13 protein-coding genes are annotated in these 11275 nt (G+C 71.7%); 9 read left to right on the forward strand and 4 right to left on the reverse strand.

Features of this window, described 5'->3' with window-relative positions; all coding sequences use genetic code 11:
* Positions 1-24: 24 nt before the first annotated feature.
* Entirely contained in the window at positions 25-288 is a 264-nt protein-coding gene (locus ACZ9QC_RS04060; protein WP_472921592.1) for an SHOCT domain-containing protein, read from the reverse strand.
* Between the two features lie 290 nt (positions 289-578).
* Here ACZ9QC_RS04060 and ACZ9QC_RS04065 point away from each other — a divergent pair, with 290 nt between their 5' ends.
* Positions 579-1193, forward strand: coding sequence for a hypothetical protein (locus ACZ9QC_RS04065; protein ID WP_472918857.1), 615 nt, complete (start codon positions 579-581; stop codon positions 1191-1193).
* Between the two features lie 70 nt (positions 1194-1263).
* On the opposite strand, the gene ACZ9QC_RS04070 is transcribed toward ACZ9QC_RS04065, so the two are convergent.
* The gene (locus tag ACZ9QC_RS04070) at positions 1264-2250 is read right to left on the reverse strand and encodes an SMP-30/gluconolactonase/LRE family protein (protein ID WP_472918858.1); all 987 of its coding nucleotides are present in this window, start codon (positions 2248-2250) and stop codon (positions 1264-1266) included.
* 199 nt (positions 2251-2449) lie between these two features.
* Positions 2450-3382: a helix-turn-helix domain-containing protein gene (locus tag ACZ9QC_RS04075; RefSeq protein WP_472918859.1), complete on the reverse strand. Its 933-nt coding sequence runs from the start codon at positions 3380-3382 to the stop codon at positions 2450-2452.
* A gap of 175 nt (positions 3383-3557) precedes the next feature.
* Here ACZ9QC_RS04075 and ACZ9QC_RS04080 point away from each other — a divergent pair, with 175 nt between their 5' ends.
* The 6 genes from ACZ9QC_RS04080 (at position 3558) to ACZ9QC_RS04105 (ending at position 6711) form a co-directional block, all read left to right on the forward strand.
* On the forward strand, positions 3558-3923 hold the full coding sequence (locus ACZ9QC_RS04080) for a beta/gamma crystallin domain-containing protein (RefSeq protein ID WP_472918860.1): 366 nt from the start codon (positions 3558-3560) through the stop codon (positions 3921-3923).
* Positions 3924-4146: 223 nt separating this feature from the next.
* Positions 4147-4764 carry a nucleotidyltransferase family protein gene (locus ACZ9QC_RS04085; protein ID WP_472918861.1) on the forward strand — a complete coding sequence of 206 codons (618 nt, stop codon included), beginning with the start codon at positions 4147-4149 and terminating at the stop codon, positions 4762-4764.
* On the forward strand, positions 4748-5098 hold the full coding sequence (locus ACZ9QC_RS04090) for a BON domain-containing protein (protein ID WP_472918862.1): 351 nt from the start codon (positions 4748-4750) through the stop codon (positions 5096-5098). The genes ACZ9QC_RS04085 and ACZ9QC_RS04090 overlap by 17 nt, the downstream gene beginning before the upstream one ends.
* On the forward strand, positions 5095-5850 hold the full coding sequence (locus tag ACZ9QC_RS04095) for a metallophosphoesterase family protein (protein ID WP_472918863.1): 756 nt from the start codon (positions 5095-5097) through the stop codon (positions 5848-5850). Before ACZ9QC_RS04090 ends, ACZ9QC_RS04095 begins: the two co-directional genes overlap by 4 nt.
* Before the next feature lie 180 nt (positions 5851-6030).
* Positions 6031-6300, forward strand: a complete 270-nt coding sequence (locus ACZ9QC_RS04100) for a hypothetical protein (RefSeq protein ID WP_472918864.1) — start codon at positions 6031-6033, stop codon at positions 6298-6300.
* Between the two features lie 87 nt (positions 6301-6387).
* A complete protein-coding gene (locus tag ACZ9QC_RS04105; RefSeq protein WP_472918865.1) occupies positions 6388-6711 on the forward strand; it encodes a DUF6766 family protein in 324 nt (107 codons plus the stop codon).
* A gap of 21 nt (positions 6712-6732) precedes the next feature.
* Here the strand turns inward: ACZ9QC_RS04105 and ACZ9QC_RS04110 are convergent, their stop codons facing one another.
* A complete protein-coding gene (locus tag ACZ9QC_RS04110; RefSeq protein ID WP_472921593.1) occupies positions 6733-8631 on the reverse strand; it encodes an ABC transporter ATP-binding protein in 1899 nt (632 codons plus the stop codon).
* A gap of 149 nt (positions 8632-8780) precedes the next feature.
* On the opposite strand from ACZ9QC_RS04110, the gene ACZ9QC_RS04115 reads away from it, so the two are divergent.
* Both ACZ9QC_RS04115 and ACZ9QC_RS04120 read left to right on the forward strand, forming a co-directional pair.
* Positions 8781-9743: a lysylphosphatidylglycerol synthase transmembrane domain-containing protein gene (locus ACZ9QC_RS04115; RefSeq protein WP_472918866.1), complete on the forward strand. Its 963-nt coding sequence runs from the start codon at positions 8781-8783 to the stop codon at positions 9741-9743.
* Between the two features lie 269 nt (positions 9744-10012).
* A complete protein-coding gene (locus ACZ9QC_RS04120) occupies positions 10013-11095 on the forward strand; it encodes a mechanosensitive ion channel family protein (RefSeq protein ID WP_472918867.1) in 1083 nt (360 codons plus the stop codon).
* The last annotated feature ends 180 nt before the right edge of the window (positions 11096-11275 follow it).

The following is an 11275-nucleotide window of genomic DNA, read 5'->3' on the forward strand; positions in this document are numbered from 1 at the left end:
GCGTGGTGAGCCGGACGAGCCTCTTCAGGGTTTGGTGAGAGGGCCGGCGTGCAGGACGTTCAGGCGGCGCCGGTACTCCTCCTCGTCGATCTCCCCTCGGGCGAACCGCTGTCCGAGGACCTCCTCGGGTGTCTGCGGCGCGGCGGGACCGTGGGTGTGTTCCAGGGGCCGGTTCAGAGCGCGGAAGAGCAGCACGCCCACCGTGATGACCAGTGCCCAGAAAAGGATCATGCTGGCGGACATCGCGAACCAGCCCCATCCGCTGACGTCGTGGCCGTACCAGAACATCGCCATGCACCTGCTTCGGATCGTTCGGCGATCGGGTGCGGGCCCGGAGCCCGGCGCCCTGGGGAGCCTGTGTCCTCAGGGGCATCGTCCCTCGGCCGGGAGGTGGCGCGCTGGGGCCGGACGGTCCCGACCGGATGGGCCGTTCAGCCACTGCCGGGCAGGGGCGGCCGGGCGGCGGCTGTCAGGAGGCGGAGTACAACGGGTGGTGGTGCCGTGCGGGGCGGCCGCAGCCCCGGCGTCGTCGAGGTCCGTCAGGGCGCACCGGTCGCATGAAAGGGAAGACGATGGAAGTGGAGCCGCTTCTGTGGCGCTTGGCCGACAAGTACGCGCCCGCTCCACCGGCGTACTCCGTCGCGGCCCGGCCCACGTGGTTCGACCACGCCGGTGAACTCGTCGTGGTGGACGGCCCCATCACCTGGGAGACCCCGTGGCGCACCGAGGGCGGGTTCAGCCATCGTGTCCCCGCGGGGCGCCATCCGGTGTACGTGGGCTGCCTCGCGTATCCCCCGGACGGCGAGGACCCCGATGCGCTCTGGCTCACCGTCACCATGCTCGTCATACCGCTGGCCGAGCCCTCCCGGATCGAGACGGCGGACTGGGACGTCCCGGGCTACCACGACGCCCACCTGATCGAGGACTACGCCGTCCTGTGGGGCGAGGAGGCCATGCGCGCCTCACTCCCGCACGTGGACGGCGTGCCCTCCTTCGTCCGCGACGCGCGAAGTGCCGTCCGGGCCAGGGGGCCACGCCACCGGCCGGACAACTGGACGGAGACGGTGCTGGACCGAGCGACCGGGGCGAACGCCTTCGTCTTCCCCGTGCACGACGCGGAGTACGTCACCGGCTACGAGATCATCGACGACCGCGGCGACCTGCTGTGCCTGGTGCTGGCCGCGTGCGAATGAGGAGAATGGGGAGTACGACGGTCGAGACGGGCGCCGCCCGTCCGCTCGGCACCCCCCGCCGTTCAGCTCCTCAACTCCTCAGTCGCACGCGGAGCAGATTGGGGTCCTGTGCGGTCAGGTACGCGGCGCTCGTGACGTAGGCGGTGTTCCCGCGCACGGCGACGGCCGTGGGGTTCTGCAGTCCGTCGGCCGAGGTCAGCACGATGCGGTGTCCGCCGCCGGGCTCGACCAGCGCGACCTGACTCGTTCCGTTCAGCGTGGCCAGCAGTTGCTCGCCGCGGCCGGTGAAGGCGAAGTCGTCGATCCCCTGCAGCCCGGTGGCCTCGGTTGCCACCCGGCCGGCACGACCGTCCGGGAGGATCGGGATGCGCAGGACGGTGCCCCTGTCGAGGTTGCCGGCCCAGACCGCGCCCTTGTGGATCTTCAGGCCGTTGGCGCCCAGGAAGCCGGTGGAGGCCAGTTCGGGGGCCGCCGACCAGGTGGTGGGGGTGCCGCCGGTGGTGGGCACACGCGAGATGGTGCCGAGCACGGAGTCGGTGATGTAGAGCATGCGCGTGCGTGCGTCGAGGGCCAGGCCGTTGGGCAGGCCGTTCGCGGGGAGCGCGGCGATCCGCCGCGGCTCGCCGCCGGGGCGCAGGCGCCAGACGCCGGTCAGGTCGGGCGTGCCGGTGGCGTAGAGGAAGTACAGCGTGCCGTCGTGCGCGCGGACGATGCCGACCGTCAGGGGGAAGCCCAGCACCGGGGTGTGGACGCCACCGTCGGTGGGCGCGGGCAGGGTGGCCAGGATCCGGGTGGTGCCGTCGCGGGAGACCACGGCGACCTGTCGGCCCGCGGCGAAGGTGACAAAGGCGTCGCCGTTCGGCGCCAGGGTGATGTTCTCCGGTGTCTGGCCCTTGGCCAGGTCGAAGTGCACGGATACGCGGGGGACGGCGGCCGACGCGGCCACGGTCGAGGCTGCGGCCGAGGTCGAGGCCGAGGCCGTCGGGGTCTGTGCGGCGCCGGTGGCCGCGAGGAGGACGGCTGACGTCACGGTGAGAATGCGAAGCCTGCTGAGCATGGTTCCTTCTGTGGATGTGGCCGCCGTACATGGGCGGCTGGGCGGACGAGGGCATGCCGGGACTGCACCACCACGCGGCTGCCGTGAGCAGCGGCGTGTGTGCGATGCGATGCGATGCCAGACGGTCCGGAGACGCGCGAGTGCGCGGTCGCGTGCGGGCCGGTGCCGGTGTTGCTGTCGGTGGTGGTGTTGCTGTCGGTCAGTCGGTGAGCACCGGAAATCCCTGAGAGCCCGGAGATCCCGGGTCGACGGGGACGCGCTCCTGTGTGCCGGGCCGGACGGCGGTCGGTGCGGTGGCCTGGGCGAGCAGGGTCAGTGCGGCACGCGAGGGTGAGTCCGTCTCCGTGGTGGCAACGACGACGACGGGGCCGGGCCCGTGGCTCAGCGTCTGCTGGATGACGGTGAGCGTGCCGACCAGGGGGTGCCGCATCTCGTAGGCCGCGACGGTACACGGCCGGACCCGGTGGTCGGCCCACATCGACGCGAACTCATGGCTTCTGGCGCTCAGTTCGCCCACCAGCGCATGCAGCGCGCCGTCCTGCGGGTGCTGCCCGGCAACGAGCCGCAGATTCCCCACCACGGCCCTGGCCTTGCCGGGCCAGTCCGCGTACAGGCCGCGACTGTGGGGGTCGAGGAACACCAGCCGGGCCATGTTGGGACGCCCACCCGCGCTCTGCGGGGCATCGGGGTCCAGGTGCCCGGCGAACAGCGCGTGCCCCAGCCGGTTCCACGCCAGGACGTCACTGCGCCGGCCGAGCACGAGCGCGGGGACGTCCCCCAGGGCCTCCAGCAGTTGACGCGTCGCCTCGCTCACCCGCTCCGGTGCCGGCCGCCGACCGCGGGGGCGATGCCGGTCCGCCCGGGCCAGGTCGTGCAGGTGCAGTCGCTCGGGCTCGTCCAGCCGCAGGGCCCGGGCGATGGCGTCCAGTACCTCGGGTGAGGCGCTCTGCGAGTGCCCCTGCTCCAGCCGCGTGTAGTACGAGGCACTCACACCCGCCAGAAGCGCCAACTCCTCACGTCGGAGCCCCGGAACACGCCGACGCTCGCCGTACGTGGGCACTCCGACATCCGCGGGACGCAGCTGGCCGCGCCGCGTCCTGAGGAAGTCTCCGAGCTGTGCTTGTCCCTTCATGGCTCCGAGTATCGACCGCTCCCCGACGGCGTGCCTGCCCCGGCCGTGGATAGGCACGGGCGGGTCTGGCTGCCAGATCGCGCCTTCGCTGAACTGGGGCCTTCAACGGCGCGGCGCGAGGCGAGTTCGCGCTCGCGGTCGCTCCGACTCCTTTCCTGGAAGGTGGATCATCTCCATGCGACGAATCGCCAGACGGGCGGCCCTGGCCGCGCTGACGTCCATCGCGATCACGGCTTCGCTCACCGTCGGCGCGACGAACGCGTTCGCCATCGACGAAGGAACCTGCAGCCGAAGCGACTTCTTGCAGATCACCATTCACCGTCCCGGCGAGACCTCGCGGATGCGGTGTTACGCGAACGCCGGGGAGGCCGACCTGCTCTCCACGAACTGGTGGGTCACGCGGATCTCGACCGGCAACAACCGCGTCCAGTGGTACGGGGACGGCAGATGGCAGCCCGCCCAGGCCATCGACAGGTGGACCGTCCACACCTGGCCGAACCATCCCGGTGGGGTGCGCATCAACAAGGTCAGGATCCTCTGAGGCATCGGCTGCCGGACGACGGGACCCCGACCGAAGCATGCTGCCGTGCTTGGAGAGGGGGGCGTTCCACGCGAGAGCCCACTCGCACACATGTACGGATAGGTTTCTTGCAGAGAAAGCGAGATCCAGGCCGGTAGCCCCTCGCGGTACGTGGTCACCGGCGGCTTCAGGTCGCGCACCCGCACATCTGGCCGTCGGGCCCGGTCGCACTATCGTGGAGGGCATGGGCGATCTCGCCGGCCCGGACGACGACGGGCTCCCTCCCGATCGGACCCAGGCCATCCTCGAAGCGGCCAAGGAGGTCGCTTCGCTGCTCAAGGCCGGTGGGCATCCCTTCGCGCTGGCGGGCGGCGTCGCGGTGTACGCCCATGGCGGCCCCGGGACGCTCCAGCACGACGTCGACTTCTGTGTGCTGCCGGAGGACGTCGAGGCGGTCACCGGCACGCTGGAGGCGGCCGGGCTGACCGTGGTCGAGCCGCCCGAGGACTGGCTGGTGAAGACCCGGAGCCAGGGTCAGGAGGTCGATCTGATCTTCCGGCCGTCGCGGGCTCCGGTCAGCCGTGAGCTGCTGGACCGGGCGGAGGTGTTGTCGGTCCAGTCCGTGTGGATGCCCGTGCTGGCGGTGACGGATCTGCTCATCGGGCGTCTCCTGGCGTTCTCCGAGCACTACTGCGACTTCGGTGCCGTCCTACCGCTCGCCCGGACCCTGCGCGAGAAGATCGACTGGGGCCGGGTACGGCAGGAGTGCGGTGACGAGCCGATGCCGGCGGCCTTCCTCTTCCTGCTGGAGCGCCTCAACGTGATCGAGCCGGAGGAGACCGGCGATGGCGACAGGACATGACCACCCGCGGACGAACGGCCCGAGCGGCCCGGAACACAACGCCGCACAACCACCACCGGACGGCCCGGCACACCGCGCCGCGCACCCGCCGGCGCACACCGAGTACCGCATCGCCCACCTGGAGGAGCGGCTCGCCCGGAGTGATCTGGCGGAGCTCGGGATGCGGATCGAGGCGCGCGGTGACGCCGTGCACATCACCGGCACGGCGTCCACGCCGGCCGATCGTGAGGCGATCCTGCGGCTGGCGGCGGAGGAGCTGCCCGGCGTGCCCGTGCGGGCGGACATCACGCTGGCCGACGTCACCGCGCCGGACCGCCCCGAGGAGCTGTCGTGATCCGGGTCGCGGCCGTCGGGGACATCCATCTGGGGCCGGACAGCCGAGGTCTGCTCCGCCCGGCGTTCGACACCCTGCCCGACCACGCCGACCTGCTGCTGCTCGCCGGGGACCTGACCCGGCACGGTACACCGGAGGAGGCGCGGGTCGTCGCCGACGAGGTGGCGGGGCTGCCGGTGCCGGTGATCGCCGTACTCGGCAACCACGACCATCACGCCGAACGCCCCGAGGACGTGACGGCCGTACTGCGGGACGCGGGGGTGACCGTGCTGGAGGGCGAGGGCACCGTCGTCCCGGTCGACGGCGTACGGGTGGGGGTCGCCGGGACCAAGGGGTTCGGCGGCGGTTTCGCCGGGCGCAGCGGCAGCGAGTTCGGCGAACCCGAGATGAAGGCCTTCGTCCGTCACACCCGGGGGCTCGCGGACGGACTGCGCCGCGCGCTGGACGAGTTGGCGGAGGACGGCTGCGCGGTCCGTATCGCGCTCACCCACTTCTCCCCGGTACCGGACACCCTCGTCGGTGAACCGCTGGAGATCTATCCCTTCCTCGGCAGCTACCTGCTGGCCGAGGCGATGGACGAGTCCGGTGCCGACCTCGCCGTCCACGGCCACGCCCACCTGGGCACCGAGCACGGCATCACCAGCGGTGGGGTGCGGGTGCGCAATGTGGCCCAGCCGGTGATCCGGCGCGCCTTCGCCGTGTACCGGCTGCCGGTGGACGAGGAGCGCGGTGCGGGCGGAGAGGGTGCGTAGCGCCGGTCGCCCCGGCCGGGGGACGGCGGGCGGGCCCGTCGCGCGGTACCCGGGTGCGGGTCCGGCGGCGGGGTTGCCGCCGTCGCCATGCGTGCGGACGGTCGAGCAGCGGCGTACGGCGGCCCGGGACGCGGCCGTCGGCTTCGAGCGGGCGCTGGGCGCGCGGGACGGGGTCGCCGTGTGCGCGGTGCCGGCGCCGGGTGTCCGGACGAGCTCGAACAGTCCTCGGGGACGCCGTGCGAGGACGCCGTCCTGGAGGAGGACGTTCCGTTCGTCGCGGCGGCCGAGGACGAGGTCGAGGGCGTCGATGTCGCCGGATGCCAGGCCCGGGTGGAGTTCCCGGCGGACACCTTGTTCCTGTCGCGGTTCTCCGACGGGTGGAAGGTCCTCGCCGCCGGGTGCGCCGCGCGTCCCGAGCGGCCCTACCAGTGCCTGCTGAAGGGTGGGTGAGGACGTCGTGCGCGTCATGTTCGCCCTGTGCCTGCTGGTGATCGCGGGCGGTCGGGCCCCCTGCATCACGCTGGGGGTGCTGCACCGATGACCGGAGCCGTACGGCGGTTCGTCCGGGACAACGGCCTGGGGCTCATCTTCCTGACGCTGTTCGCCCTCGCCCTGGTCGGCCAGGCGTTCGCCGGTCACGCCGACTTCGACAACCAGCTCGCCGTGGAGGACCTCCAGCGGATCTCGCTCGGCGAGTACGTGACGTCGTCGGACTTCGCGGTCGACGTGATGGAGAACTGGCAGTCCGAGCTCCTCGCCGTCGCTTCCATGGCGATCCTCTCGATCTGTCTGAGCCGGCGCGGTTCCCCGGAGTACAAGCCGGTCGGGGCCGCCCACGCGACGACCGGCGTCGAGGGCTGAACCCCGGGGAGCCGCGGGTTTCTAGGCCGCCGCCACCGGTGCTGGTGTCCCGGGCTCGTGGTCCGTCGACCTCGCGAACTGGGTGCGGTAAAGCTCCGCGTACCGTCCGTCCGCCGCGAGCAGTTCCTCGTGCCGGCCGCGCTCCACGATCCGGCCCGCCTCGACGACGAGGATCTGGTCGGCGGTCCGCACGGTCGACAGACGGTGGGCGATGACCACGGCGGTCCTGCCCTCCAGCGCCTCGGCGAGAGCCTCCTGCACGGCGGCCTCCGAGGTGTTGTCGAGGTGGGCGGTGGCCTCGTCGAGGATGACGACACGCTGACGGGCCAGGAGCAGCCGGGCGATCGTCATGCGCTGCCGTTCGCCGCCCGAGAGACGGTAGCCGCGCTCGCCGACGACGGTGTCGAGGGCGTCGGGCAGGGAGCGCACCAGGTCGTCGAGCCGGGCGCGGCGCAGGACGTCCCACAGGTCGTCGTCGCCGGCGTCGGGGCGGGCGAGGAGCAGGTTGGCGCGGACGGTGTCGTGGAAGAGGTGGCCGTCCTGGGTGACCATGCCGAGGGTGCCGCGCAGCGACGCCGCGCTGAGGTCGCGTACGTCGACGCCGCCGATCCGGACCGTGCCGGCGTCCGCGTCGTAGAGCCGGGGCAGCAGTTGGGCGACGGTGGACTTGCCGGCGCCTGAGGAGCCCACGAGGGCGACGGTCTGGCCGGGTTCGGCGCGGAAGGAGACGCCGTGCAGGACCTCGGTGCCGCCCCGGGTGTCGAGCGAGGCGACCTCCTCCAGCGAGGCGAGGGAGACCTTTTCGGCGGAGGGGTAGCCGAAGCGGACGTCGTCGAACTCGACGGCCACCGGGCCCTCGGGCACCTCGCGGGCGTCCGGTTTCTCCTCGATGAGCGGCTTGAGGTCCAGTACCTCGAAGACGCGCTCGAAGCTCACCAGGGCGCTCATGACCTCGACGCGCGCCCCGGCCAACGCGGTCAGCGGCGCGTACAGCCGGGTCAGCAGCAGGGCCAGGGACACGATCGCGCCCGCGTCCAGGGTGCCGCGCAGCGCGAACCAGCCGCCGAGGCCGTACACCAGGGCGAGCGCGAGGGCCGAGACGAGGGTGAGGGCGGTGATGAACGCCGACTGCGCCATCGCCGTGCGGATGCCGATGTCCCGTACCCGGCGGGCCCGTTCGGCGAACTCGGCGGACTCGTCGTCGGGCCGCCCGAAGAGCTTGACCAGGGTGGCGCCGGGTGCGGAGAAGCGCTCGGTCATCCGGGTGCCCATGGCCGCGTTGAGGTCGGCCGCCTCCCGCTGGAGCCGGGCCATGCGTCGGCCCATGCGCCGGGCGGGGACCACGAAGACGGGCAGCAGGACGAGGGAGAGCAGCGTGATCTGCCAGGAGAGCGTGAGCATCACGGCGAGGGTGAGCACCAGCGTGACCAGGTTGCCGACCACTCCGGACAGGGTGTTGCTGAACGCGCGTTGGGCGCCGATGACGTCGTTGTTGAGACGACTGACGAGCGCTCCCGTACGAGTACGTGTGAAGAACGCGACCGGCATGCGCTGCACATGATCGAAGACGGCGGTCCGCAGATCGAGGATGAGACCCTCGCCGAGCGTCGCCGACAGGCGTCGGCCCACGAGTCCGAGCGCCGCCTCGGCCACGGCGATGACGGCGATGAGCACGGCAAGGCGGACGACGTGGTTCTCGTCCCCGCCCGAGACGATCACGTCCACGACGTTCCCCGCGAGCACCGGCGTCGCCACGGCGAGCAGCGCGGTCACGACGCCGATGCCGACGAACCACGCGATACGGCGACGATGTGGACGGGCGAAGGCGCCGACGCGCCGTAGCGTGGTCCGGGCGAGGGGGCGGGTGTGCCGCTGGGCCGTCATCATGCCCTGCAGCTGGGTCCAGGCGGTGGTCTCCATACTCATGGGGAAGAAGCTAGAACCTCGACCAAAGTTGAGGTCAACCGTATTTCGGCGTACGCCGGGGTGTGGTGAAGTCCGCCGCCGGTCGACCGCCGTCCGCGCGCCCGCAACCCGCTGTTGGCCGGGCGCGGAGAGCCTTTCCCGATGTGACAGCGATACCACTTCCCCGCCCCCTCTCCAGGCGTGTTCCGGTGCGGAGGATCCTCTGCCTGCTCCCCCTCGCGCTGGTCCTGGTGGTCGCCGTGCGGCACCGTTCCGTACTCGTCGAGGGCTTCGGGCATCTCGCGACCGCACGGTGGCCGTGGCTGATCGCGGCGGCCGGTGTGACCTGTCTGACCTGGGTCGCGGCGGCCGTGACGCGGCAGGGGGCGCTCGTCGAGCGGTTGCCCGCCGGGCGGTTGCTGGCCACCCAGTTCGCGGCGGGCGCGGCGAACCACCTGCTGCCGACAGGTCTGGGCGCGAGCGCGGTGAACCTGCGGTTCATGACGGTGTGCGGGGTGCCCCTGTCCCGTTCGTCGGCGGCGCTCGCGCTGTATCTCCTGGCGGAGTCCGTCGCCCGGGTCGGCCTGCTGCTGGCCCTGCTGGTGGCGTTCCCCCGGGCCCTGCGCCTCGGCCCGCTCCTGCCCGTCGGCATGTCGACTCCCCTGCTGGTGACGGTGGTTGTCGTCGGGTGCGGCGCCGTGGCCGCGGTGTTCCTGGTACGGCGGCTGCGTGCGGCCGTGTCGGGGTTCGTGCGCACGGCGCTGCGCGAGGCCCGCGCGGTGCACGCGCGACCGGCGCGGGTGCTGGCGCTGTGGGGCGGCTCGTTGGCGTTCCCCGCGCTCCAGGCGGGCGTACTGGTCACCGTGGGGCTGGCGTTGGGGCTCCGCATCCCGGTGACGCACATGGCGCTCGCCTATCTCGCCGCCACCGTCGCGGTCGCCGTCGTCCCGACGCCGGGCGGCCTCGGTTCGGTGGAGGCCGCGCTCGTGGTCGCGCTGGTGGCGGCCGGTGGCCCTGTGGCCGTGGCGACCGCGGTGGTGCTGGCGTTCCGGATCGTCACGGTCTGGCTGCCGTTGCTGCCGGGGGCGTTGACGCTCGGTGCGCTGGTCCGGCTGAAGGTGATCTGAAGAGGAGGCCGTCGTACCGCCGAGCACATCCGGACATTCCCTCAAGACGCGGGGCCACTCGTCGGCCGATCCGCGCAGGTCCGGTGCCGATCAGCCGTGCGGATACGGCAGGATGAGCGATCGCGCCCGACGCCGTACACGCGTCAGGGCGGGCGAGAACACGCACTCTTGATTCGAGCAGGTGGCAAGGTGACGACACATCACATACGGCCCTCGGGACACGACATACGGTTCCCCGGCCGCTCCCCGCGTCCCACGGGAGGCGAGCGATGACCCGGACCCTCACCCTCGACGACTGTCTCGTGGCCGGAATCATCCTGGTCGCGGGCCTGTTGGCCGCGTTCCTGCTGCGGCTGCTGCTGCGCTGGCTCGGCGGTCACGCGACGAAGACCCGCTGGAGCGGTGACGACGTCATCGTCGACACGCTGCGCTCGCTGGTGCCCTGGAGCGCGTTCGTCGGCGGGGCGGCGGCGGCCGGAGCGGTGCTGCCGCTGACGAAGACCGTGCAGCACAACGTGAACCAGTCGCTGACGGTGCTCTTCATCCTCGTCGCCACGGTCACGGCGGCCCGGGTGATCGCCGGTCTGGTGCGCACGCTCGCCCAGTCCCGGGCCGGGGTCGCGGGCTCGGTCACGATCTTCGTGAACATCACCCGGGTCACGGTCCTCGCGATCGGTGTCCTGGTGATCCTCCAGACCCTGGGCATCCCGGTCGCCCCGCTGGTCACCGCCCTCGGTGTCGGCGGTCTCGCGGTGGCGCTGGCCCTCCAGGACACCCTCGCCAACCTCTTCGCGGGCATCCACATCCTCGCCTCGAAGACGGTCCAGCCCGGCGACTACATCAAGCTGAGCAGCGGCGAGGAGGGCTATGTCGTCGACATCAACTGGCGGCAGACGACGATCAAGTCGCTCTCCAACAACCTGGTGATCATCCCCAACGGTCAGCTCGCCGGCACCAACATGACCAACTTCAACCAGCCCGAGCAGGACATGACCCTGCTGGTGCAGGTGGGTGTCGGCTACGACAGCGACCTGGAGCACGTCGAGCGGGTCACCAACGAGGTGATCGCGGAGACGATGAAGGAGGTCGAGGGCGCGGTTCCCGACCACGAGCCGGCCGTGCGGTTCCACACCTTCGGCGACTCGCGCATCGGGATGACCGTGATCCTGGGGGTCGGGGAGTTCAGCGACCAGTACCGGATCAAGCACGAGTTCATCAAGCGCCTGCACCGGCGGTACCGGGCCGAGGGGATCAGCGTGCCGGTGCCGCGGCGGGCGATCACGTTGCAGACGGGTGGGGGCAGTGTGGAGATCCCTCATCAGCGAGGGACTGCCGTCGACGTAACGCCGTAGGGGGCATGGGGGAGGAAGCCGGTCGGGTGCGGCTGAGTGGGGGCTGGTCGCGCAGTTCCCCGCGCCATTGAGGACCTACGGCCGCTCAGGGGCGAAAAGCACGGGGCGCAGCCCCGGCTTTTCAGGGGCGCGGGGAACTGCGCGAGAAGCCCCACCGGAGCCGCACCCGACAACGCACCC

This window comes from Streptomyces sp. HUAS MS02 (assembly GCF_055702265.1).

What these genes read in the sequence shown, in the direction of transcription:
- ACZ9QC_RS04060 (WP_472921592.1), bottom strand. Translation starts at nt 288, where the DNA reads ATGTTCTGGTACGGCCACGACGTCAGCGGATGGGGCTGGTTCGCGATG.
- ACZ9QC_RS04070 (WP_472918858.1), bottom strand. Translation starts at nt 2,250, where the DNA reads ATGCTCAGCAGGCTTCGCATTCTCACCGTGACGTCAGCCGTCCTCCTC.
- ACZ9QC_RS04075 (WP_472918859.1), bottom strand. Translation starts at nt 3,382, where the DNA reads ATGAAGGGACAAGCACAGCTCGGAGACTTCCTCAGGACGCGGCGCGGC.
- ACZ9QC_RS04080 (WP_472918860.1), top strand. Translation starts at nt 3,558, where the DNA reads ATGCGACGAATCGCCAGACGGGCGGCCCTGGCCGCGCTGACGTCCATC.
- ACZ9QC_RS04085 (WP_472918861.1), top strand. Translation starts at nt 4,147, where the DNA reads ATGGGCGATCTCGCCGGCCCGGACGACGACGGGCTCCCTCCCGATCGG.
- ACZ9QC_RS04090 (WP_472918862.1), top strand. Translation starts at nt 4,748, where the DNA reads ATGGCGACAGGACATGACCACCCGCGGACGAACGGCCCGAGCGGCCCG.
- ACZ9QC_RS04105 (WP_472918865.1), top strand. Translation starts at nt 6,388, where the DNA reads ATGACCGGAGCCGTACGGCGGTTCGTCCGGGACAACGGCCTGGGGCTC.
- ACZ9QC_RS04110 (WP_472921593.1), bottom strand. Translation starts at nt 8,631, where the DNA reads ATGGAGACCACCGCCTGGACCCAGCTGCAGGGCATGATGACGGCCCAG.
- ACZ9QC_RS04120 (WP_472918867.1), top strand. Translation starts at nt 10,013, where the DNA reads ATGACCCGGACCCTCACCCTCGACGACTGTCTCGTGGCCGGAATCATC.